Genomic DNA, 21,174 nt, shown 5'->3' on the forward strand with positions numbered 1-21,174 from the left:
TCGGAGAGATTTGCGGCCATATGCGGGCCTCGCGCTTTCGTCGGATATGACCGAAGCGCGATCAGGCGGGAATACAGGACGTGCAGGATCCGGACAACCCAGGAAATGGGCCAGAAAACGGGCCAGAAAACAGGCCCGGAAAAGCGGCGAACGAGGCGGCGGAAAAGCGGCCGGCGAAGAGCCGTCACATTCTGCTGCGCATCGATTCCTGGATCGATTCGACCGTCTGGAACGCCGGCTTCCGCGCCGCCGAGATCTGGGAAGACATCACCATCTTCTTCCGCCGCTTTCGCGTGCGCGGCTGGAAGCGCATGGTCTTCGAACTTGCCGGCGAAGGGCTGACGCTCGGGGCGGCCGGCTCCGTGCTGATTTTGCTGCTTGCCCAGCCCGCCTTCGAGGCGACCAAGGAGGACTGGCGCAATCGCGGCGATTTCGCCGTCACCTTCACCGACCGCTACGGCAACGTTATCGGCCATCGCGGCGTGATCCACCAGAATTCCGTGCCGATCGATGAGCTGCCGGATTCGCTGATCAAATCGGTGATCGCCACCGAGGACCGGCGGTTCTTCGACCATTTCGGTATCGATTTCATCGGTCTCTTCCGCGCCATGAGCGAGAATGCGCGCGCCGGCGAAGTCGTGCAGGGCGGCTCGACGCTGACGCAGCAGCTCGCCAAGAACCTGTTCCTGTCCAATGAACGTTCGATCGACCGCAAGGTCACCGAGGCGTTCCTGGCATTGTGGCTAGAGGCGAACCTTTCCAAGAAGGAAATCCTCTCCACCTATCTCGACCGCGCCTATATGGGCGGCGGCACTTTTGGCGCAGCCGCAGCGGCGCAGTTCTATTTCGGCAAGAATATCACCGATGTGAACCTTGCCGAATCCGCCATGCTCGCCGGCCTGTTCAAGGCGCCGGCCAAATATGCGCCGCATGTCAACTTGCCGGCGGCGCGTGCACGCGCCAACGAGGTGCTGACCAATCTCGTCCAAAGCGGGCTGATGACCGAGGGTCAGGTGATCGCCGCCAGGCGCAACCCCGCCACCGTCGTCGATCGCAACGAGGTGGAATCGCCCGATTTCTTCCTCGACTGGGCCTTCGACGAGGTGCAGCGGCTTTCACCGCGTTTCCACCAGCATTCGCTGATCGTGCGCACGACGATCGACATGGGCATCCAGCAGGCGGCCGAGGATTCGGTCGAGACGTCGCTGCGCGAATATGGCGAAGCCTATCACGCCAAGCAGGGCGCGATGGTGATGATCGAAAACGGCGGCGCCGTGCGCGCCATGGTCGGCGGCCGAGATTACGGCGAAAGCCAGTTCAACCGCGCCACCAGAGCGCTGCGCCAGCCGGGGTCCTCCTTCAAGGTGTACACCTATTCGGTGGCGATGGAGAGCGGGATGACACCGAAGACGACTATCGTCGACGCCCCGATCTCCTGGGGCAATTGGAGCCCGCATAATTATGCCAATCACTATGCCGGCCGCATAACGCTTGAGACCGCGATCGCCCAGTCGATCAACACCGTGCCGGTGCGGCTTGCCAAGGAAAAACTCGGAATTCAGCCGATCCGAGCGATGGCGAAGAATCTCGGCGTCGAAACGCCGATCCGCGACGACGTCACCATCCCGATCGGCACGTCCGAGGTAACGGTGCTCGACCAAGCAACGGCCTATGCCACCTTCCCGGCCGGCGGCTACCAGTCGCGCCGCCACGGCATCACTCAGATCCTCGATTACGACGGCGACGTGCTTTACGATTTCGACCATGACGAACCGGCGCCGAAACGCGTGCTGTCCGAACAGGCCGACGCCTATATGAACCAGATGTTGTCGCGCGTTCCCTATGTCGGCACGGCGCGCAAGGCCGCACTCGACAACGGCATCCTGACGGCCGGCAAGACCGGCACGACCCAGGCCTATCGCGACGCCTGGTTCGTGGGGTTCACCGGCAATTACACCTGCGCCGTCTGGTTCGGCAATGACGACTACACCTCGACCAACAACATGACCGGCGGCTCGCTGCCGGCGATGACCTTCAAGCGTGCCATGGACTACGCCCATCAGGGCGTCACGCTGCGCGCCATCCCCGGCGTCGAAAACCCCCTGCCCTCGGAAAAGGACCTCGCCAAGACGTCTGCCGCCAAGCCGCAGGACGGATTGCCGCAGCTTGTCCGGCCGCGCATGCTCTCGGTTCAATCGACTGACATCCTCAAGACACTCGGCGAAAAGCTGAAGGATGCCGCCCCGCTCGCGCCGGCGAAGGTGGCGAGCGCGGAGTAGTTGGCCCAGGAGATTGCCGGACTGCCCCTCATCCGGCTGCCGCCACCTTCTCCCCGTAAACGGGGCGAAGGGACCATGTCGCCACCTCTCCGTTCCCCGCACACCTCTCGTAGGCCACGTCCCCTCGCCCCGTTTACGGGGAGAGGGTTAGGGTGAGGGGCAGCCATTCGCGCAAACCGGACAGCCCTGTTGCCGCACCTTGCATAACGTGGATCAATCGGCCTCTATGGCACGGCTTGGCATTCCACCCTGCCAGAATCAGTGGTAACCCTTTCATCCGATATGGTTTCCAAGGTCATGACGTGTTTCGATTTCCCCTTTTTATCGCGATCACGCTGATCGTCGCCTTTGGCGGCGGGATCATGATTTCGCTTTATGCGCTGGATGCGACGCAGGGTTTTGGGGCGATCAAGCTCGGCGCCTGGGAGGCCTTTCCGGCGTTGCAGACGGTCGAGGCCGATCCCTATGCCAAGTCGCACCGGGCGCGCGCCGGCAAGCTGCTCTACGGCAGCGCCGAGGGCCTGACCTTCACGGCGAGCGTCGACGACGAGGGCGCGCGGCTGAATGCCGGCTGCCGCTACCGCATCAGCGGGCAGACGCCGCCTGCCCGGCTCTGGACGCTCTTTACCGCCGACAATGGCGGCAATCCGGCGGCGGTGACGACCGGGCATCCCTCTGCGCTCAATTCTTGGACGGTGCTGCGCCAGCAAGACAGCAGCTTCTCGATCGAGATCTCCGCCGTCGCCCAGCCGGGCAATTGGCTGGCCTTACCACAGGCCGGCTCCTTCCGGCTGGTGCTGACGCTGTTCGACACCCCGACCGCCGGCAGTTCCGGCGTGATCGACCTCGCCATGCCGAAACTCACCAAGACCGGATGCGGCAATGCTTAGGATATTCTTCGCCGTCCTGACCGGCCTTTTCGGCGCAGCCCTGCTGCATCTCGTCATCATCCTGTCGCTGCCGCATTTCACCGGCAGGGATGCGGCAACCCGCGTGGAGGCGGAGGGCGATCTCAACAATTTCTACCTGCTCGGCGACCAGTATGACGAGGCCGGCCTTGCCAATGGCGACCCCTTCCTGCGCACCGCCGTCTGCTCCTTCGATGTCGAGGATGCTCCGGTGCATTTCACCGCCAAGGGCAATGTGCCCTTCTGGTCGATCGCGATCTACGACAGCGCCTCCAACGAGGTCTTCAGCATGAACGACAGGACATCGGTCGGCGGTGCGCTCGATGTGCTGGCCGGCAGTCCGATCCAGCTGACCGACCTGCGCAAAAATCTGCCGCAGGAGCTGCAGCAGGCGATCCTGGTGGAAATGGCACGGCCGGACGGTTATGCCGTGCTGCGGACGCTGGCGCCGCAGGCGAGCTTCAATGAGGCTGCGCGCAACTTCCTGACGGAAGCCGGCTGCGAGCAATTCGCCGCTCGCTAAGGTTGAAGAGCGGTTACTTCTTGTTGACGCGCGGCGCGGGCGCCGGACTAGGTCTAGGGCTCTCGGCCAACCGCTCGTAGCGGACGCCGGTGAACCAGAGGATCTTGGCTTCGCGGGGCTCTTTGTCCGGGCGATGCGGCGCCCGCGGCTGCCGATCCGCCAATGCGACTACTATTGCCATTCTCGTCTCCATGCACTGCCCGAGACGGATGAACTTGCGATGGATTTCACCCTGCCCGCCAATGTGCGGGCCGGCGCGTCCTGCGGTGCCGGAATGACCGGACCGAGGGCATTCGCGCCTTTCCCACGGCACCTGATTGAAATACCGTGATGCGGAGTTTCGACGATCCAACTACTCAAATCGCGTCGTTCCTATCCGAATTGAGACACATGACAGTTAACAGTTTACTAATGTTCGGCGATGCCAAACACCGTTCGACTCGCCTTCCCTTTAACGCTCGAAGAGTCGATTTGGTTTCACGCCGCCTGCGCAAGGGCCTGGCTTGGCATCGCCGCTAAAATTAGAAATAATTCATATAGTTGGCATTGGCGCGGCAATCTCTCTACCTCGAAAAAGGCAGTGTTGCAAAAATGCGTCATGAAAATATTTAATTGCGAGGCGCTCAGATGCGCGTATGTTTCGTTCGGTCGATCACAGTTCCCGGGCACCGATCGATCGGGGATTTTCTACGCTCTTGCCGGAATGCGGAGGGTAAGCGGTGTCTTTGCTGGTCAATTCATCCTTCTCGCCTGACGATCTCGACGTGCTGCGCAGTGCGCTTGATGCCTGGTGCTCGGAACGGCGCATCGACATCAAAAGCGTCGACGCGCAGTTCGCGGCATCCGCGGCCCTCGACCTTTATCAGGCCGGTTATGACAGCCGCGAAAAGCTGCTGCACGCGTTGCGAGATCACAGGATTGCCTGAACTTTTCAACCATCACTTCGGCGGTGAGGAATCCTCATAGCGCCGTTCCAAACCGCGCATTTTTATATCGCCGGCTAACTATGCAACAACACGCTGAGCGTGTATATTTCTGTTGCTTTTTAATAAAATCTTCAGCATGCATTAACCCTACCGGTCTAGGATTTGTTCATCACCGTATGGCCTGACATGCGTTCCGCCAGCGCATATCGGCCCATGGTCCCGTTGTTCTGCGTTTTCGGGGTGTTTTTGTGCGTGACCGGTTTCGAGACCTAGAAGGCCCCTTGGCCGTCAGGAAAAAGGACGTGGTGTTGATGGCGACTGTCAGCAGTTTCGAGAACCTGTCTCATCCGACACGGTCCGAACTGCGCCAATTCGCCGAACTTTTCATGCCGCTGTTCCAAGCCTCGTCCGACGAGGCCAAGCGGCAGGCGGTCGCAGCGCTGTCCCAATGCGAGAACATGCCGGCCGCAGTGGCACTGTTTATCGGCAACCAGCCGATCGAGATCGCGGCCCCTTTTCTTGCCGCCTCCAAGGCGATCGCCGACGATACGCTGATTACCATCGCGCGCATGCAGGGTGCTGCGCATGTCAAGGCGATCGTCAGCCGCGATTCACTCTCGCCGAAGGTCATCGATGCGCTAGTGGCGCTGCGCCAGAGCCAGCCTCGGGCCGTGGGCGCCTCGGCGCCGATCATGGAATCGCCGGCGGTCCCGCTTTCGCCGGTGCCGGCCGAGACCAACGAGGCCGATGCGTTGGAGGAACAGCGGGTTGCCAATGAAGAGGCGTTGCGCGAGCGTATCCTCGGGCTTGCCGGTCATCTCGGCCGTGCCGACGAAGACAGGCTCGGTCTGCGCACGCTCAGCGACATTCAAGAGGCGCTGCTGGTGCGCTTCGCGCGCTCACGCGAGGCGACGCATTTCGCAACAGCACTTGCCGATGCGCTTTCCGCCAGCCGCTGGCTTGCCGAGCGCATCATGCTCGATCTTTCCGGCCAGCAGCTCGCCACGACACTGACGAGCCTCGACATGGGCTTTCTTGATGCCGTTTTCGTGCTCGAAAGGCTCTATCCGCACCTGGCCGAACAGCAGCACAACGTCACTCGCGGCTGGATGGTGCTCGATGCACTCGACCCGGAAGAATGCCACGAACGCGTCGAAGCCTGGCGGCGTGCCGATCGCTACACCTATAGGCACGACGTGCCCAATGTGCCCGCACCTCAGGAAACGCCCAACCACCGCTTCATCCGCCAGGCGCCGCCGCAGCGCGACATGCGCATCATGGGACGGCGGTCTCGCTGAACCGCGGTTTAGCGGCCTTGCCACATATGAACTGCCCGAAATGGCGCTGAACTGACGAGCGCCTCGGCTCTCAGCCGCCCTTCGCAAGTGGGATCATATCTCCGAGTTCATCCGCCTCCAGTTCGACGATCCAGAGATCGGGATCGAATTTGCGTTCGCGCTCCAGCATCGCGCGCACCGCTTCCGGTTCGCTGCGCAACAGGCGGATCTCGAACAGGCGGTCGCCGGCCTGGCCTTCGTCGAAAGCGGTCTGCGGCGCCGGCGCATAGAGAGTTTCCAGGCCGTCGCGGCAGTGCTGACGGATGAAGATCGCACCCGCCTCCTCCGCACCCTTCTTCTCGACGGCGGCGAAATCGCCGCTGGCGAAGACGCGGCGCAGGAGGGCGGAAACGAAGATGTCGGCGCGTAATCTCATCGGCGCGGTATAGACCGGCGCGCCGGTGGCGGCAATGCACGGTCTGAGTTTGACTCCAGCGGTCAGACCTTGACTGCCAGCCGCAATCCTCCCCAATGCCGTCCCCGGACGGTGATCGGGGCGGAGATATCCTTCATCATCACGAAATTGCCGCCGCCCATGTCGCGCCTGTAGGTCTGGACGAGGAAGGGCGCGGTGCCGCGGCCAGCTGCAAGGCCGACGCGATCGGCGAAGATGCGGCGATTGCGGCAATTGGCGGTGTTCCAGACGGTGTCGCCAGGCCGCTGGGCTTGCGAGAATTTCCGGTTGTGGGTCGGCAGATAGCCGTTCTCGTCGATCGCCGTGCAGAAGGCGATGCGCTCGTCCAAGGCTGTGACGGGTTCCTGGATCGGCGGCAGCAGGCGGTCGGCGAGTTCGGTGAAGGCTGCCGGATCTGTGCCCGGTATCGGCCGATAGCGTCGGTCGAAGAGAGCATCGAGCCCGATCTGCCCTTCAGCGACGGCGCGCTCGAAGGCGCCGGAAATCTGCCTTGCCGCCGACTGCGCTTCCTCGATCCAACGGCTGTCGGCGGTCTTGACGCCGGCGCTCGCCGTCAGCTGGATCAGGGTTTCCGAGAGGATCCGGCAAGAAAACAAATTTCATTGCGGGTCCGCTTTGCGGGCGGCTTCGGCGGCAAAGCCCCGCAGTCTGGCCCGGATCGTTTCAAACGGCACCGATGCGCCGGTTTCAAGATACCGCTGCCGCCGCCCTTCATCCTCAGCCTGTTCGCTGATCGTGCGCTCCGCTTCAACTTATTCAATCGGGTAAAAAGGCTTTTTGCCGATTTAGAACAGGATGTCGTCCGAAAACCGCTCACACTTTTCGGCATTATGTTCTATATCGCGCCGATTTCCTTGAGTTTCTTCAGCACCGCCTGGTTCGGCTCGCCGTCTTCGGGCAGGTTGTAGTGCTTTTGAAAATGGCGGATAGCCGCGCGGGTCTGCTCGCCGGCGACGCCGTCGATGCCCACATTGGCATAGGCCATGTTGGAAAGGCCCTTCTGGATCTTCAACACCAGGTCGACATTGGTGATTTCGCTTGATGGAACCTGCTTTGCAGCTGACGAAGCCGTTTTGACCGTCTTTTCAGCGCTCCGGATCGCGGCCGCCACCGGATCTTCCGCCGCCGCCTTCGAGCTCACATCCTCGGGCGGCTTTTCGGCGGGCACGGTCGAGGGGCCGGCGGCATCGGTCTTCAGCGCCGCCAGTACCTCCGGCGTCGGATCGCCGGTTTGGGTCATGCCGACGGTCTCCTCGAAGAAGAGAATAGCCGCACTGGTGCGCGGGCCGATGATGCCGTCGGGTATGCCGTTATAGAGGCCGCGGCGCACCAGCTGCTGCTGGATGTCCATGACGAGTTGGCTCGGCTGCTGGCCAGGCGCGGCAGGCGCCGGCGTCGCATTGGTGGTGGCTGTATCCTGCGGCCGTTCGATCCGGAATGTGGTGACCTCGCCCTGCTGCTCCTCAGCCGGGCGGCGGGCACCGAGCACGGTCGGAGACTGCGGATCGCGGGTGCGGAAAATCGGATGCGGATGCAGGCCCGGCTGATACCAGAGCGCATTGGCGGCGACGAAGGAGAAGATGACGACGAAGGTGATCGTGCCGCCGGCGACCGACGGATTGCGGCCGATGACGCCGCCGAGCACGGATGCGCCCTGCAGGCCGAGCCCGCCGAGCACGGAGGCGCCTTGCAGGCCGAGCCCGCCGAGGGCGGCAGCGCCTGACATCAGAAGGCCCGGCTGCTGCCGTCCCCTTTTTCCCTTAGGCGATTTTCGCTTGCGCGCGGCCATCGAAACGCCCCTCTTCCAATTCTGCACCACTATTGACCGCGCCCTTCAGCCGCGGCGGAAACTCGACAGTCGCGCCATGACCGGCGTCTTCGGCGTGCTGGGCGCCCGAGCCGTCCACCGCGATCTCAATGGTGATGATCGTGCCCTCGCCCGGCTGGCTGGCGATGGCGAAATACCCGCCATGCAGCGCCACCAGCCCCTTAACCAGGGAGAGGCCGAGGCCGGAGCCTTCGAAGCGGCGGGTATAGTCGTTCTGGATCTGGACGAAGGGCTGGCCGAGCAACGCCAGCTTGTCGGCCGGGATGCCGATGCCGGTATCGCTGACCGTCAGCTTGAGGATGCCGTCGCGCGCTGCCGCATCGACCGAGACAACGCCGCCAGCCTCGGTGAATTTTATGGCATTGCCGACGAGGTTGATGAGGATCTGCTGGATGGCCCGCTGATCGGCGACGACCTCGCCGAGATCGCGCTGGATACGGCTCGTCAGGGTGAGGCCCTTGGTCTTGGCCTGCAATGCCAGCATTGATTCGCAGGATTTGACGGAGCTTGATATATCGAAGGCTTCGAGGATCAACTCGTAGCGGCCCGCTTCGATCTTGCTCATGTCGAGCATGGTGTTGACGACGGAGAGCAGATGCGCGCCGGATTCGCGGACCAGGCCGACATATTCGCGCTGGCGGTCGTTTTCGAACTTGCCGAAATATTCACCGATCAGGATATCGGAAAAACCGAGAATGGCGTTCAGCGGCGTGCGCAGTTCATGGCTGACGGCGGCGAGGAAGCGCGACTTGGCGTCGTTTGCGGATTCGGCATCGGCCGCGCGGTTCTGGGCCTCGTCACGCAGCTGCTGCTCGACGGAGACATCGCGCAGCTGGGCAATGATGGCGGCAAGCTCGCCATCGGCATCGCGCCGGGCGGTCATGTCCATTCTGAGATAGGCGAACTGGCGTTGATCGCGCGAGACCGAGGGCCGATCGAGGCGCAGATCGACGCTCTGAGCATCCTCGCCCCGGCGCAGGTCATCAAGCGCCTGCAGGAAAAGGATGCGGTCGGAGACATGCACCTGCTCGAGGAAGCCCCTGCCCTTGGGATCGCGCATCCAGGCAAGGAAATCGCGCCGGTCGCGGCCGCCGACCGTCGCCACACTGCCGTGCGGGTCCAGGAAGAAGACGAGGCCGGGGGTGGCTGCAAGGAAGAAATCCTCGGCCGACTGCGTGGCGATACCGGAAGACGAACCCTGACGGGCGAGCGCGATGCTGCCGACGGCGGAAAAGAGAAAGGCGGCGCAGACCACGGCGACACCCGCCGGCAGCGCGACGGCCGGACTTGTGACTGCCGAAAGGCCGATAGGAGCGGCAACGAGAGCGGCCGACGAGAACAGCACGAGGCGGCGCAGGATCGCGAGCTCGCGTTGGCGTACGGCTTCGCCGCCGCCCGTCCGGGAGAGCCAGCTTGTCGCTGCCCGGTCTACGAGGGCCGTCATCCAGCCGCCAATGTTACTCAATACACGCACGCAATACCCGCCCGAAAGGCTGTCGATCGATCCGGACAATAGGCCTTGGCGACTTAAAGAAAGGATAAGGCAAAAGCGCTGTTCACAGGCTGAAACGGCCGAAATTCCCGTTTTGAAGCATCTGGAAGGCTCTTTGCCTTTTGTGGTTAATAGCAGGTAAGCGACGGATTTTCCTCATATTTCAGCATTGCGTTAACTCTTGTGGCAAGGCGAGCTAGCAAAAGCCCTGCAATTGCAAGCAGGTGTTGCCCTGATGCTTAACGGCGATCGCTCGCATTCGACTAAAATGCGGCTCAAATACCGTTCGCTAAAATTTGAACTAAATTTGCCGCAAATGCGCGTGAGTTTCGAAAAGCGGCATTCGCAACTTGGCGGTAGGGTGAAAACACACCGGACAACCGGCCTGATTCGGCGACAAGAACCGGACGGGGAAAACAGGATGGGCGACGACAATGTGGTTTCTGATCAAAGGATCCTTCTGGTTTGGCCTCGTGCTCGTGCTTCTTTCCGTCTTCAGCACGGAGAGTTCCGACAAGTTGGCCAACGGCCCGCAATTGCAGCTTTCCGACGCGTTCACGGCGGCAAGCGGCGCCTATGACTATCTCACAGGCATGTGCTCGGAAAAGCCCGAGGTTTGTGCCAAGGGCGCCGAAACCTTCACCGCGCTCGGCTACCGGGCCCGCGAGGGCGCCCGCGTCGCCTACGAACTTCTCGACAGCCAGTTCAAGGACGAGGCGCCGGCGACCGCAAAGCTTGCCGAACCGCAGATGCCGGTGGCGCTCAACATGCCTTCGCTGGCAGCACCTGCTATCCAGGAAAAGGTGCGCGAGGCCAAGGCTGCGCTCAACCAGCCGATGCCTTACCGTCCGCCGGTCGAGGATGATGCCGCCCCTGAGACGGTGGTGACCGGCGCGATCCCGCTGCCGACGCCGAAGCCGGCGACCTGACGAAATTTTTCGCGGGCATTCGTCCGCAATGCCTTTCGGTTTTATAGCTTGCATCGGCCGTCCGCATGACGCGGAGAGGCCCCATGCCTGACGTGCCTGCCCTGTTTAATTCAGCATGTTGCTGCGCCGTGAGGATGCTCATCCCTCACGGCGTTTCTTTTAGCGGTTCAAATCCGCCGGTCTTTCACCTATATGCAGTGTTAGAGCACTTCCTGACGCATTCCGGACGCAAAACCGCTGCGCACTTTTGCTGGAACTGCTTTAATAGTGAAAGGCTTCACCATGGCATCCCTCGACCAGATCATCGACGACTTCGCTTTCCTGGACGATTGGGAAGACCGCTACCGCTATGTCATCGAACTCGGCAAGGCGCTGCCCGACTTAGCCGAGGAGAAGCGCACCTCGGAGAACAAGGTGATGGGCTGCGCCAGCCAGGTCTGGCTGGTGACGCATACGACAGGCGATCCCGACAACCCGGTCATGAGCTTCGAGGGTGATTCCGACGCCCATATCGTGCGCGGCCTCGTCGCCATCGTGCTTGCCACCTATTCCGGCAAGACCGCATCCGACATCGCCGGGCTCGATGCCTTCGAGATATTCTCGAAGATCGGCCTGGTGGAGAATCTGTCATCGCAGCGCTCGAACGGACTGCGCTCGATGGTGAACAGGATTCGCGAAGAGGCAAGAGTCCGCGCCGCGGCTTGACTGGGATGATTGCTGATCGGAAGGGCCACAGCCGATCGAGCTGGACAGCGCCTGCCTTGGCACATCGAATACATTAACACTTGCTGATAGTATAGGAATACATTCTAAGCCTGTCGGCGAAGCATAAGACGGGGTCGCTCAGACTATCTTGGCGCCCGTCCGAATCATCTGCGAAAGGTTGGATCACCGGCGCGATTCAGCTTTTGATAGAAGCGCAGAACCGCTCCAACCTTTCGTTTTACCCAACTCCCGGCAAAACCGCTTCGCGCTTTGCCTGGGAAAACCATTTCGCACTTCCTGGAATAGCCCCATCGAGATTATTTTCCATGCCTTGAAAAGGCACACAAAAAAGCCGGGCACAAGACCCGGCTTTTTGTCGTCGATGCTTTCGAAAAAGCTCAGCCGCGGCCGCGCTTGCGGCGTTGCCCGAGGCCCATCTCCTTTGCCAAGCGCGAACGCGCTTCGGCATAAGCGGGCGCTACCATCGGGTAATCGGTCGGCAGGTCCCACTTCTCGCGGTATTCTTCCGGCGAGAGGCTGTGATGCGTCATCAGGTGACGCTTGAGGGACTTGAAGTTGCCGCCGCATTCCAAACACGTGATCTGCTCGTCCTGTACGGACTTGCGGACAGAAACTGCAGGCTTCTGCTTTTCGACGATCGCCGCAGCAGGCTGCGGTACGGACGTGTTGCTCAGTGCCGAATGCACGTCGGAAATCAGATTGGCCAGGTCGCTGACCGGTACAACATGGTTGCTGACATAGGCCGCAACGATGTCGGCCGTCAGTTCCACAAGCAGCTCCGGCGCATTGCCGGTCGCTATATCCGTCATATTTTTTCTCCTGTTAGCATGCACAAACGGTCTTTGACCGACACGTCAAAGACCCGCCTCGTAGAAGCGAACAGCAAAAGCACCGGAAGCGATCTTCTGTTTCGAAAAACGCGAAATCCACCCCTAGATTCCGAAGAGCGAGACCTGTCCTTATACTGCCTGATTGGAAACCACTACGTCATGCTCCGGGCTATGGCCTCAGTTTAGACATTGAAAATCAAAACTGAGGGACTTGGAAGCAGTACGATTGCAATTCACAATCAGAACTCTACTTGCATTTTCAAATACCATCGTTTGACCAAAAGGCCAATTATTATTTGTCGTTTTTCTTGAGAAAATGTGACAGATGAAGAATTGAAGGACTTTCCGCCAAGCTTTACTCACAGCTTCCTGTGCATAAGTTTTGCATAAATCTGGTAATGTCGGCGAACAGCATAGGCTCAAAGATCTCTGATATCGTCACGGACCGAGAGTTCACCGAGATCATATCCTGAACGGTGGGCAGTTCTGGCAAGGAGATGGGCAGACACCGGCGCCGTCAGCAGGAAAAAGATAAAGCCGGCGATGGCGCGGGCGAGAATCGCCAGATCTTGCGAATAGAGGCCGGCGGCGAGGAGCAATAGGCCGGAGCCGACTGTCCCCGCCTTCGAGGCCGAGTGCATGCGCGTGTAGAGATCGGGCAGCCTGACAAGGCCGATTGCCGCTGCAAGAGCAAAGAGCGCTCCGACGATCAGCAGCAGGGCGGTGATGGCAGCCACGATATAATCGATCATCGCTTCTTGCCCCCTGCCCGCTTTTGCGTGTTGCCATTTGCCGCAGATGCAGGGCTTCGATTTGATGTTGCCGCGCGACAGCACAAAGCGGGCGAAGGCGACAGTCGCCAGGAAACCGACGAGGCCGAGCGAGATGGCGATATCGATATAGAGCGAAAAGCTGGTTTTGACCGCGATGACCGCAATGAAACCGATGGCGATACCGGTCAGCATGTCGAGGGCAAGAATACGATCCGGCAATGTCGGGCCGGCAACGACGCGCCAGACGGTGAGGATCAACGCCAGGCCGAGAATGACGAGTGCGGTCGAAGATGCGACCGCGATAATGGCGGCAGGCGTGATCACCGGAAAGCCTCCATGATCTTGCGTTCGAAACCGTTGGCGATATCACGCTTGGTGGCCTCAGGATCGGAACAATCGAGCGCATGGACATAGAGCATGCGGCGATCTGTCGAGACGTCGACCGAAAGCGTGCCGGGTGTCAGCGTGATCAGGTTTGCGAGCAAAGTGATCTCGAAATCGCTCGTCAGCGTCAGCGGGAAGGCGAAGATGCCGGGCTTCAGCTTCATATCGGGCGAGAGGACGGTGACCGTGACCTTCCAGGCCGACAGCGACAATTCCTTCAGGAACAGAATGGCAAGCGAGAGCACCGGGAGGACGCGGGGGATATGTCCCTTGCCGCCGAAGGATTCGCGGATGATGACCAGCGCCAGGGCGCCAAGCAGCAAGCCGAAGATGAGGTTGTGCGGTGAGGCACTGCCGGTGACGGCGATCCAGGCAACGGCCAGCAGCAGGTTGAAGAGAACGAAGATCACGGCGCGCCTCCTTCCGGGAAGACCGAGTGAAGATAGGCCTGGGGATCGGCAAGGCCGGCAGCTGCCGATTGCGACAGCGCCAGCAAGTGTTCCGGCAGGATGCCGAAGCCGACGACCAGCGCTGTCAGCGCGGCGAGCGGCAGACCGGTGCGCCACCTCGATCCGGACGGTGTCAGGACTGTCGGCGTCAGGGCTATCGCCGCCGGGCGCCAATAGGCGAGCAGGAAGAGGCGGCCGAAGGCAATCGTCGTCAGAAAACCGCCAACCAGGATCGAGGCCGCCAGCCACCAGGCGCCGAGATCGAGCGAGGCCTTGACGAGGATGACCTTCGGCCAGAAGCCGGAAAAGGGCGGCAGGCCACAGGCGGCAAGGAAGAGCACGAGGGAGAGCGCGGTGAAGCCACCGCTTTGCCTGTAGAGCCCGCCGAGGGCCGATAGCGAAAAGCCGCCGCCGCGGCGGGCGATCTCGCCGGCGGCAAGATAAAGCGCCGTCATCAGCACCATGGAATGGAGCGCATAGAAGACCGAGCCGCTGATGCCGCCAAGGCCGCCAAGCGCGACGCCCGCAAGCATGTTGCCGATGCCCGATATGACGACATAGCCGAACAGCCTGCGGATATCGTTTTCGGCAAGCGCGCCGAGAGCGCCGACGAGAATGGTCGCGGCGGCGGCGAGTGCGATCACCAGGCTCAATTCCTGCCGCTCCATCGGCAGCAGCATGACCATCACCCGGATCAGCGCGTAGATGCCGACCTTGGTCAGCAGGCCGGCAAACAGCGCCGACACGGTGATGCGCGGCGTATGGTAGGCGGCCGGCAGCCAGAAATTGACCGGAAAGGCCGCCGCTTTCATGCCGAAGGCGAGCAGGAAGAGGCTTGCCAGCGTCATCAGAGGCGCCGTGCCGCGCAAATCCGCGGCTTTTGCAGCTATATCGGCCATGTTGAGGGTGCCGAAGGCGGCATAGAGGATGCCGACGCCTATCAGGAACAACGTCGTGGCGATGAGATTGAGTACCGCATATTTCAGGGCGCCGTCGATCTGTTGGCGCTCGGAGCCAAGGATGATCAGCCCGAAGGAGGAGATCAGCAGCACCTCGAACCAGACATAGAGATTGAAGACATCGCCGGTAAGAAAGGCGCCGGTGACGCCGGCCATCAGCAGCATCAGCAGCGGGAAGAAACCATATCGCCGGCCGCTCTCACCAATATCGGCCAGCGCATAGATGCCGCCGGCGAGCGCGGCAAGGGCTGCGGTGAAGGCCATCAGCGCACCGAAGAGATCGACGGTGAAGGCGATGCCGAAGGGCGGCAGCCAGCGGCCCATGACCATGGTGAGCGGCCCTTCGGCGGCGACCTTGGCGAGCAGTGCCGCATCGATCAGCGCCAGCGCGGCAAGGCCTGGGATGGCGAGCCAGGCCTGCAGGCGGGGATAGGCGCGCAGCATCAGCAGGACGGCACCCAGCGTAATGCAATGGGCGACCGGCAGGATGGCAAGCCAATGACCGATCGGCACCGGGACGGTGATCAGGGCGGCGGAGAGATCGACGGTAGAGGTTGGGGCGGCCATTAGATGGCGCCTCCGCTATCGCACGAGAGGGTTTGCCATGGGGTGAGCATCCGCACCAACATCCTTAATACCCCAATGGCGGCAGCGGCCGGTCGTCGGGCTCGGCGGCGCGCATGTCGCTGGTGTTGTCGGTGCCGAGGTCCTGATAGGCGCGGTAGGTCAGCACCAGCAGGAAGGCAAGGAAGGAGAAGGAGATGACGATCGCCGTCAGGATGAGGGCCTGCGGCAACGGGTTGGCCGTGCCTGCGGGCAAGCTGTCGAGACCCACCGGGATGATCGGCGGCACCTCGCGCGTCAGCCGGCCGCCGGTAAAGAGCAGCAGGTTGACGGCATTGCCGAGGATGGCGATGCCGAGCATGATGCGGATCGAGAATTTCGACAGCATCAGATAGATGGCGGCGGCAAAGAACAGGCCGACGAGGATCGCGAGAAGCGGCTCCATCATTCCACCTCCTTTTCTTCCAATGCCAGCGCGATCGAGGTGATGGCGCCGAGCACGACGAGATAGACGCCGACATCGAAGAGCATGACGCTCGACAGCGGCATCTCGGCGCCGAAAAGCTTCGGATAAATCCAGAGGCCGGTCATGAAGGGAACGGCAAAGAGGATGGAGAGAAGACCCGCCATGGTCGACAGGAGCAGGCCGAAGCCGGCAATCGACAGCGGATGGAAGTACAGCGCGCGGCGAACGGCGCCAACACCGCGGGCAATGCCGTAAATTGCCAGTCCGGAGGCAGCGATCAGCCCGCCGATGAAGCCGCCGCCCGGCTCGTTATGGCCGCGCAGCAGCACGAAGACTGAAAAAAGCAGCATCAGCGCGGTGAGAAACGGGGCGACGGTGCGGAAAATGAGGGTGTTCATGCGATCAGCCCTCCGCCGTGGGATCATTGGCGGCAAGCTTGCGCTCGCTGCCGGCGCGGATGCGGATCAACGCCAGAATGGCAAGGCCGGTGACCGCGACAACGGCAATTTCGCCGAGGGTGTCGGTGCCGCGGAAATCGACGATGATGACGTTGACGACGTTGGCGCCGTGGGCGATCGATTTGGAATAGGCGTTGAAGAAAGCCGTCAGCGCATCGTCGAACGGCGCCTCGGTCGCCCGCATCAGCAAAAGCATGAAGCCGAGGCCGCAGACAAGCGCCAGCGCACCATCGAAGAGCTTGCGGCCGAGCGGCCGCCGATCGGCGGGAGAAAGGCGGAGCCTGGTCATGACCAGCGCGAGGATGACCACCGAGAGCGTTTCCACCATGAACTGGGTAAACGAGAGATCCGGCGCGCCGAACAGCAGGAAGATGATAGCGACGGCGAAACCCTGGATGCCGAGCGAGACGATCGCCGTCAACCGGTCGCGGGCGACGAGCACGGCGGCAAGGCCGAAGGCGGCGATCAGAAAGACCGCCCATTCATAGAGCCTGACATCGGCCGGCCAGGCCGGAAGGCGCGGCAGTTCACCATAGACGACTCGGGGGATGATGAGGATGGCGGCAACGCAAAGGAAGCTGCAGGTGACATAGATCTCCAGCCGCCCCGGCTGGAGGACACGCATGAGGCGGCCCGAGAGGCGGACAAGGCCCGATATAGCGACATCAAAGCCATGGTCCGGCCCGGGTCCGGCCGCGCGCAAGAAGATGGCCATCAGGAAACGGGCGCGCGCCAGCTGCCAGTAAACGCCGACACCGAGCAGTATGGTCAGGGCGGAGAGCGCCAAGGGCAGGCCGATATGCGGCGTCAGCGAAATGTCGATGTCGACGGATGTCTGGCGGATGGCGGCTGCGAGCGGGGAGGACAGCACTGTATGGGTGAAGGTCGAGAAGATCGCCGCGAGCAGGCCGAGGACGGCGAGAACGGCCGGGCCGAGCCAAAGCAGGACGGGTGCTTCGTGCGGAGGTTTCGGAGTCTCCACCGGCCGTCCGAGAAAGGGTTTCAGCGCCACGGCGAAGGCGACGGCGAACATCAGCGCATTGCCGAAGACGGTTATCGCGATAAATGTGATCGCGCGGACATCGGCACCGACGAGTGCCGTGTAGATCTCCTCCTTGGCGAGGAAACCGAAGAAGGGCGGCAGGCCGGCCATGGAGAAGGCCGCCGCAAGCGCGATCATCCAGGTGAGCGGCATCGCCCGCATCAGGCCACTGAGCCTGGTGATATCGCGCGTGCCGGTCTCATGATCGATGATGCCGGCGACCATGAAGAGCGCGCCCTTGAAGAGAGAATGCGCCACCAGATAAAGCGCCGCCGCCTCGACCGCATGGTCCGAGCCGAAGCCGATCAGCAGGACGAGCAGGCCGAGCGAGGAGACAGTAGTATAGGCAAGCTTGAGCTTCAGGTCGGTCTGGCGGATGGCGAGTGCGGTGCCGACCACCAGCGTCAGTCCGCCGAAAAAGGGCAGAAGGATTTCCCAGGCAGGCGTTGCCCCCATGACGGGATTGAGCCGCATCAGCAGATAGACGCCTGCTTTCACCATGGTGGCCGAATGCAGATAGGCCGAAACCGGCGTCGGCGCCTCCATGGCGTTCGGCAGCCAGAAATGAAAGGGAAATTGCGCCGACTTGGTGAAGGCGCCGCCCAGGACCAGAAGGAGGGCTGCGAGATAGAACGGGCTTTCGCGCACGACATCGCCCGCTCCGACGAGCCGCGACATCTCTGTGACGCCTGAGATATTCCAGAGGATCAGCAGGCCGGCCAACAGGCAGAGCCCCCCCCCGCCGGTCACAACAAGTGCCTGCAGGGCAGCGCGGCGAGCCGCCGCACGCTCGTGATCGAAGCCGATCAGCAGGAAGGACGTGATCGACGTCAGCTCCCAGAAGATGAAGAGCATCAGGAAACTGTCGGAAACGACGACGCCGAGCATCGCGCCCATGAAGAGGAAGATGAAGGAGAAGAAGCGCCCCTGATCCTTGTGTCCCTTGAGATAGCCGCCGGCATAAAGCACGATCAGGGTGCCGATGCCGGTGATCAACAGCGCGAAAGCCAGCGATAGGCCGTCGAGGAACCAGGAAAAGGAGAGATGAAAGCTCGGCACCCAGGAATACCCGCCGGTGACGACCTCGCCGAGCGCGATCTTGGGAACGAAACGCAGAAAATGCAGGAAGGCAAGCAAGGGAGCGATCGCCAGGAGCCAGGCACCGTTTGCGCCGAAAATGCGGATGACGAAGGGAGCGGCAAGAGCGCCGACGAGCGGCAGACACAGGGCCAGAAATGTCAGAGCCGTGACATCGGCCATGTCTCCTCCTCTACTGCATAATTCAAAATATTACAGTCCTTTGCACGTCCGACAAGACACGCGGCGCTGTAAAGGCAACAGACGAAAAGCCGAAGAAAACCGGCCCGTCTTCTGGCTTAGGCGAAATGGGGGAGCGTCTCAAGCGATTTCGGCCGCAGGCCGCACTGCATGACGATGTTCGAAGCCGATCAGGCCATCGGTCGAGAAAGGCGCGTCAGCAGCCGGGTGATGCAACCATGCAGGATAAAGACCAGAAGCGTCAGCGGCCAGAGCAGGCAGGCGAAGAGCCCGGCGAGACGATGGAGCGTCAAGCCGTCATGGTTGGCCCAGCCTTCCAACAGCGTGACCGCCATGGCGGCCACGGCCACCAGGCCGTAAAGCAGGACGATTGCTGCCTCAAACACCAGTGATTCTCCAATGCACGTAACATTAACCCTAACAGAAAACCCCTAACGGATGTAAAAGCAAGCGTCTTACTCCAATTGCGGTATGCCGCCGATCTCATGGCGCGGCGCTGGAGACTTGATGAAGTGAACGCGGCGCACCACATTTTGCGCAAACGGAAACGCCCCTCGGCGAAAGGAGCACCTCATGTCCGAAACTGCGACCACCGCCAAGATTCATAAGACCGATGCCGAATGGAAAGAGCAGCTCATCCCCGAGCAATACCGCATCACGCGCCAGCACGGCACCGAACGCGCCTTCACCGGCCCTTACTGGGATCTGTTCGAGACGGGGCTTTACCGCTGCGTCGGCTGCAACGCGCCGCTTTTCCGCTCCGACACGAAATTCGATGCCGGCTGCGGCTGGCCGAGCTATTTCGAAGCGGTATCGCCCGGTGCGGTGACCGAACATCGCGACACGGCCTTTGGCATGGTGCGCACCGAAATCCGTTGCGGCAGCTGCGAAGCCCATCTCGGCCACGTCTTTCCGGATGGTCCGCCACCGACTGGCCTGCGCTACTGCATCAACGGCCACTCCATGGTGTTCGAGCCCGGGAAATAGGCCTGAACCTGCGATCGGCATCTGCCGATCCCGCGGCCGTGAGGAGACTAAGCGCGACGGAAATTTCCGTGCCGCCATGGACGACATGGTAGCGGCGGCCGCCAGATGGTCGGCCGCCGCACTCGTTTCGATCAACTTCTGATGGCGATGCGCTTGACCTGTGAGAGCGCCTTTTCGGTCTTCGGCAAGGTGACAGTCAGGACGCCATTCTTGAAGGTGGCCTCGACCTGATCTTCCTTGACCTCGGTGCCGAGCGGGATGCGTCGCTCGAAGCGGCCATAGTAGCGCTCCGACAACTGCTTCTCCTTGTCTTCAGTCTCCGAACGCTTTTCACCCTTCAGCGTCAGAACGCCATCATCGAGGAGGACATCGATGTCCTTTTCCTCAAGGCCGGGGACTTCGGCGGTCACCTTGATATTCTTATCGGTGTCGGAGATCTCGACACTCGGCCAGCCGGCACCGAAACCGCTGGCGCCACGCAGTGACGGCAGGCCAGCGCCGAAGCTGCGGAAAGCATCGTCGAACAGGCGGTTTACCTCGCGATGGAGCGACAGGAAAGGATCATGGTCGTCCTCGCGGAGGAGACTCGGAACTTGGTGGCCGTTGCTGCGGCCCCAGGGAATCAAATCACGAACACTCATGGCTTACTCCTTTCTGGTGGTTCTTGGGCATTCCTGACGGTTCAGGCTGCCTGCGTCTCGGCCTCGATCTGCCGAGTCTCGGCCTTCGGCATTGCATTCCCAGTTCCGATCTCGATCTGGCGCGGCTTCATCTCTTCAGGAATTTCACGCTTGAGATCGATGGTCAGCAGACCGTTGACGAGGCGGGCATCCACGACCTTGACGTGGTCAGCCAATTCGAACCGACGCTGGAAGCTTCGACCAGCAATGCCGCGATGCAGGTATTGAACATCTTCGCCGTTGGCCTTCTGCCCTGAGACGACGAGCATGTTCTGCTCGTGGATGATCGCCAGCTCGTCCTGCGAGAAGCCCGCCACCGCCATGGCGATGCGGTATTCGTCCTCGCCGGTTTTGACGATATCGTAAGGCGGCCAGTTGTCGATTGTCTCGGCGCGGCTTGCAGCCTCGAGCGCGTTCAACATCCGCTCGAAGCCGACGCTCGACCGGATCAGGGGAGAGAAATCGAGGTTTGTCCTCATAGCCATATCCTCCTTACAAGCAACATGGATACAGGAAACGCCAAGAGCGACAGGCGTCTCCTGGACCTGTCGATCCCTGCTCGGCGATCGACAATACTGATATAATTCAGCAGTTTACTGTCTCAAGAGGACGGAATTTCTCAACGAAAAATTGCTTTCTTCGAAGGCGCCACCATATCTGGGCGTAGCTTGAGAGAGGAGCAATGGTTATGACAATGACTTCAAAGGACGTCATCGCCGTCCTCGGGCCCGCCGATGAAACGCTCGTGGCCGAGGTTATCGCGACAGGTGCCACCCAGGCTGAACTCGCCGAGGCATTTGCGTGGGCCAGCAACGACGAAGCCTTGATGAGCGAAGGCCGGCCCCTGCCAACAGGTAGGGTTGCTGCGCTTGTTGATCTGCTGAGTTCCGATGAAGAGGAGCCGGAATAGGAGAGGCGGATGACCCGCCTCCCCCACTGAT

The 21,174-nt window shown here is 61.4% G+C and carries 23 protein-coding genes and 2 pseudogenes; 9 read left to right on the forward strand and 16 right to left on the reverse strand.

Translation table 11 applies throughout. From position 1 onward, the window contains the following. The first annotated feature begins 80 nt into the window (after positions 1-80). The 3 genes from ACS4RR_RS18900 to ACS4RR_RS18910 all read left to right on the forward strand — a co-directional run bounded on the left by ACS4RR_RS18900 (position 81) and on the right by ACS4RR_RS18910 (position 3,710). Positions 81-2,279 carry a transglycosylase domain-containing protein gene (locus tag ACS4RR_RS18900; protein WP_222386209.1) on the forward strand — a complete coding sequence of 733 codons (2,199 nt, stop codon included), beginning with the start codon at positions 81-83 and terminating at the stop codon, positions 2,277-2,279. Between the two features lie 302 nt (positions 2,280-2,581). Next, positions 2,582-3,169, forward strand: coding sequence for a DUF1214 domain-containing protein (locus ACS4RR_RS18905; RefSeq protein WP_222386208.1), 588 nt, complete (start codon positions 2,582-2,584; stop codon positions 3,167-3,169). Then, positions 3,162-3,710 (forward strand): DUF1254 domain-containing protein, encoded by a 549-nt coding sequence (locus ACS4RR_RS18910; RefSeq protein WP_162118071.1) that lies wholly within the window; start codon positions 3,162-3,164, stop codon positions 3,708-3,710. Before ACS4RR_RS18905 ends, ACS4RR_RS18910 begins: the two co-directional genes overlap by 8 nt. Positions 3,711-3,723: 13 nt before the next feature. Here the strand turns inward: ACS4RR_RS18910 and ACS4RR_RS18915 are convergent, their stop codons facing one another. After that, positions 3,724-3,891, reverse strand: coding sequence for a hypothetical protein (locus ACS4RR_RS18915; RefSeq protein WP_222386207.1), 168 nt, complete (start codon positions 3,889-3,891; stop codon positions 3,724-3,726). Between the two features lie 538 nt (positions 3,892-4,429). Here ACS4RR_RS18915 and ACS4RR_RS18920 point away from each other — a divergent pair. Together ACS4RR_RS18920 and ACS4RR_RS18925 are read left to right on the forward strand one after the other, a co-directional pair. Next, a complete protein-coding gene (locus ACS4RR_RS18920) occupies positions 4,430-4,636 on the forward strand; it encodes a hypothetical protein (RefSeq protein ID WP_033180552.1) in 207 nt (68 codons plus the stop codon). Positions 4,637-4,884: 248 nt separating this feature from the next. Continuing rightward, a complete protein-coding gene (locus ACS4RR_RS18925) occupies positions 4,885-5,934 on the forward strand; it encodes a DUF2336 domain-containing protein (RefSeq protein WP_456189130.1) in 1,050 nt (349 codons plus the stop codon). A gap of 70 nt (positions 5,935-6,004) precedes the next feature. Here the strand turns inward: ACS4RR_RS18925 and ACS4RR_RS18930 are convergent, their stop codons facing one another. From ACS4RR_RS18930 to ACS4RR_RS18945, 4 genes and pseudogenes are all read right to left on the reverse strand, one after another. Next, positions 6,005-6,349, reverse strand: coding sequence for a DUF1491 family protein (locus tag ACS4RR_RS18930; RefSeq protein ID WP_017963546.1), 345 nt, complete (start codon positions 6,347-6,349; stop codon positions 6,005-6,007). Between the two features lie 62 nt (positions 6,350-6,411). Then, positions 6,412-6,966 (reverse strand): annotated as a pseudogene (locus ACS4RR_RS18935) (methyl-accepting chemotaxis protein); the annotation flags it as partial. 257 nt (positions 6,967-7,223) lie between these two features. Further along, the gene (locus tag ACS4RR_RS18940) at positions 7,224-8,177 is read right to left on the reverse strand and encodes a peptidoglycan-binding domain-containing protein (protein ID WP_260110483.1); all 954 of its coding nucleotides are present in this window, start codon (positions 8,175-8,177) and stop codon (positions 7,224-7,226) included. Further along, positions 8,149-9,729: a sensor histidine kinase gene (locus tag ACS4RR_RS18945; RefSeq protein WP_206119877.1), complete on the reverse strand. Its 1,581-nt coding sequence runs from the start codon at positions 9,727-9,729 to the stop codon at positions 8,149-8,151. Before ACS4RR_RS18945 ends, ACS4RR_RS18940 begins: the two co-directional genes overlap by 29 nt. Before the next feature lie 413 nt (positions 9,730-10,142). Between ACS4RR_RS18945 and ACS4RR_RS18950 the strand changes: the two genes are divergently transcribed. After that, on the forward strand, positions 10,143-10,637 hold the full coding sequence (locus ACS4RR_RS18950; RefSeq protein WP_017963542.1) for a DUF5330 domain-containing protein: 495 nt from the start codon (positions 10,143-10,145) through the stop codon (positions 10,635-10,637). Positions 10,638-10,919: 282 nt separating this feature from the next. Further along, entirely contained in the window at positions 10,920-11,342 is a 423-nt protein-coding gene (locus ACS4RR_RS18955) for a SufE family protein (RefSeq protein ID WP_017963541.1), read from the forward strand. Between the two features lie 398 nt (positions 11,343-11,740). On the opposite strand, the gene ACS4RR_RS18960 is transcribed toward ACS4RR_RS18955, so the two are convergent. The 9 genes and pseudogenes from ACS4RR_RS18960 to ACS4RR_RS19000 form a co-directional block, all read right to left on the reverse strand. Beyond that, positions 11,741-12,172, reverse strand: coding sequence for a Ros/MucR family transcriptional regulator (locus tag ACS4RR_RS18960; RefSeq protein ID WP_003557810.1), 432 nt, complete (start codon positions 12,170-12,172; stop codon positions 11,741-11,743). 440 nt (positions 12,173-12,612) lie between these two features. Next, complete coding sequence (mnhG, locus tag ACS4RR_RS18965; RefSeq protein WP_017963540.1) at positions 12,613-12,945, reverse strand: monovalent cation/H(+) antiporter subunit G; 333 nt, start codon at positions 12,943-12,945, stop codon at positions 12,613-12,615. Further along, positions 12,942-13,290, reverse strand: a pseudogene (locus ACS4RR_RS18970) (cation:proton antiporter). Before ACS4RR_RS18970 ends, mnhG begins: the two are co-directional and overlap by 4 nt. Further along, the gene (locus ACS4RR_RS18975) at positions 13,287-13,760 is read right to left on the reverse strand and encodes a Na+/H+ antiporter subunit E (RefSeq protein WP_170280396.1); all 474 of its coding nucleotides are present in this window, start codon (positions 13,758-13,760) and stop codon (positions 13,287-13,289) included. The pseudogene ACS4RR_RS18970 and the gene ACS4RR_RS18975 overlap by 4 nt, the downstream one beginning before the upstream one ends. Continuing rightward, a complete protein-coding gene (locus ACS4RR_RS18980) occupies positions 13,757-15,325 on the reverse strand; it encodes a Na+/H+ antiporter subunit D (RefSeq protein ID WP_222386203.1) in 1,569 nt (522 codons plus the stop codon). Before ACS4RR_RS18980 ends, ACS4RR_RS18975 begins: the two co-directional genes overlap by 4 nt. Positions 15,326-15,389: 64 nt before the next feature. Then, the gene (locus tag ACS4RR_RS18985; protein ID WP_032985038.1) at positions 15,390-15,767 is read right to left on the reverse strand and encodes a Na+/H+ antiporter subunit C; all 378 of its coding nucleotides are present in this window, start codon (positions 15,765-15,767) and stop codon (positions 15,390-15,392) included. Continuing rightward, entirely contained in the window at positions 15,767-16,186 is a 420-nt protein-coding gene (locus ACS4RR_RS18990) for a Na(+)/H(+) antiporter subunit B (protein ID WP_017963535.1), read from the reverse strand. Before ACS4RR_RS18990 ends, ACS4RR_RS18985 begins: the two co-directional genes overlap by 1 nt. A gap of 4 nt (positions 16,187-16,190) precedes the next feature. After that, a complete protein-coding gene (locus tag ACS4RR_RS18995; RefSeq protein WP_456189131.1) occupies positions 16,191-18,548 on the reverse strand; it encodes a putative monovalent cation/H+ antiporter subunit A in 2,358 nt (785 codons plus the stop codon). A gap of 188 nt (positions 18,549-18,736) precedes the next feature. Continuing rightward, positions 18,737-18,952, reverse strand: a complete 216-nt coding sequence (locus ACS4RR_RS19000; protein WP_017963533.1) for a hypothetical protein — start codon at positions 18,950-18,952, stop codon at positions 18,737-18,739. A 187-nt stretch (positions 18,953-19,139) separates the two neighbouring features. On the opposite strand from ACS4RR_RS19000, the gene msrB reads away from it, so the two are divergent. Beyond that, on the forward strand, positions 19,140-19,553 hold the full coding sequence (gene msrB / locus ACS4RR_RS19005) for a peptide-methionine (R)-S-oxide reductase MsrB (protein ID WP_456189132.1): 414 nt from the start codon (positions 19,140-19,142) through the stop codon (positions 19,551-19,553). A 131-nt stretch (positions 19,554-19,684) separates the two neighbouring features. Here the strand turns inward: msrB and ACS4RR_RS19010 are convergent, their stop codons facing one another. Together ACS4RR_RS19010 and ACS4RR_RS19015 are read right to left on the reverse strand one after the other, a co-directional pair. Beyond that, positions 19,685-20,194 (reverse strand): Hsp20/alpha crystallin family protein, encoded by a 510-nt coding sequence (locus ACS4RR_RS19010; protein ID WP_456189133.1) that lies wholly within the window; start codon positions 20,192-20,194, stop codon positions 19,685-19,687. Between the two features lie 41 nt (positions 20,195-20,235). Continuing rightward, entirely contained in the window at positions 20,236-20,712 is a 477-nt protein-coding gene (locus ACS4RR_RS19015) for an Hsp20 family protein (protein ID WP_162118084.1), read from the reverse strand. 209 nt (positions 20,713-20,921) lie between these two features. Between ACS4RR_RS19015 and ACS4RR_RS19020 the strand changes: the two genes are divergently transcribed. Next, entirely contained in the window at positions 20,922-21,143 is a 222-nt protein-coding gene (locus ACS4RR_RS19020) for a hypothetical protein (RefSeq protein ID WP_162118085.1), read from the forward strand. Positions 21,144-21,174 lie beyond the last annotated feature (31 nt).

The organism is Rhizobium zaerense, from assembly GCF_051810725.1.
GTDB classification, from domain to species: Bacteria; Pseudomonadota; Alphaproteobacteria; order Rhizobiales; family Rhizobiaceae; genus Rhizobium; species Rhizobium leguminosarum_I.

Bases quoted from the DNA above. Each gene is read 5' to 3' on its own strand.
- ACS4RR_RS19010 (WP_456189133.1), bottom strand. From the start codon at position 20,194: ATGAGTGTTCGTGATTTGATTCCCTGGGGCCGCAGCAACGGCCACCAA.
- ACS4RR_RS19015 (WP_162118084.1), bottom strand. From the start codon at position 20,712: ATGAGGACAAACCTCGATTTCTCTCCCCTGATCCGGTCGAGCGTCGGC.
- ACS4RR_RS18915 (WP_222386207.1), bottom strand. From the start codon at position 3,891: ATGGCAATAGTAGTCGCATTGGCGGATCGGCAGCCGCGGGCGCCGCAT.
- ACS4RR_RS19020 (WP_162118085.1), top strand. From the start codon at position 20,922: ATGACAATGACTTCAAAGGACGTCATCGCCGTCCTCGGGCCCGCCGAT.
- ACS4RR_RS18995 (WP_456189131.1), bottom strand. From the start codon at position 18,548: ATGGCCGATGTCACGGCTCTGACATTTCTGGCCCTGTGTCTGCCGCTC.
- ACS4RR_RS18980 (WP_222386203.1), bottom strand. From the start codon at position 15,325: ATGGCCGCCCCAACCTCTACCGTCGATCTCTCCGCCGCCCTGATCACC.
- msrB (WP_456189132.1), top strand. From the start codon at position 19,140: ATGTCCGAAACTGCGACCACCGCCAAGATTCATAAGACCGATGCCGAA.
- ACS4RR_RS18955 (WP_017963541.1), top strand. From the start codon at position 10,920: ATGGCATCCCTCGACCAGATCATCGACGACTTCGCTTTCCTGGACGAT.
- ACS4RR_RS18950 (WP_017963542.1), top strand. From the start codon at position 10,143: ATGTGGTTTCTGATCAAAGGATCCTTCTGGTTTGGCCTCGTGCTCGTG.
- ACS4RR_RS18960 (WP_003557810.1), bottom strand. From the start codon at position 12,172: ATGACGGATATAGCGACCGGCAATGCGCCGGAGCTGCTTGTGGAACTG.
- ACS4RR_RS18930 (WP_017963546.1), bottom strand. From the start codon at position 6,349: ATGAGATTACGCGCCGACATCTTCGTTTCCGCCCTCCTGCGCCGCGTC.
- ACS4RR_RS18910 (WP_162118071.1), top strand. From the start codon at position 3,162: ATGCTTAGGATATTCTTCGCCGTCCTGACCGGCCTTTTCGGCGCAGCC.
- ACS4RR_RS18985 (WP_032985038.1), bottom strand. From the start codon at position 15,767: ATGGAGCCGCTTCTCGCGATCCTCGTCGGCCTGTTCTTTGCCGCCGCC.
- ACS4RR_RS18990 (WP_017963535.1), bottom strand. From the start codon at position 16,186: ATGAACACCCTCATTTTCCGCACCGTCGCCCCGTTTCTCACCGCGCTG.
- ACS4RR_RS18940 (WP_260110483.1), bottom strand. From the start codon at position 8,177: ATGGCCGCGCGCAAGCGAAAATCGCCTAAGGGAAAAAGGGGACGGCAG.
- mnhG (WP_017963540.1), bottom strand. From the start codon at position 12,945: ATGATCGATTATATCGTGGCTGCCATCACCGCCCTGCTGCTGATCGTC.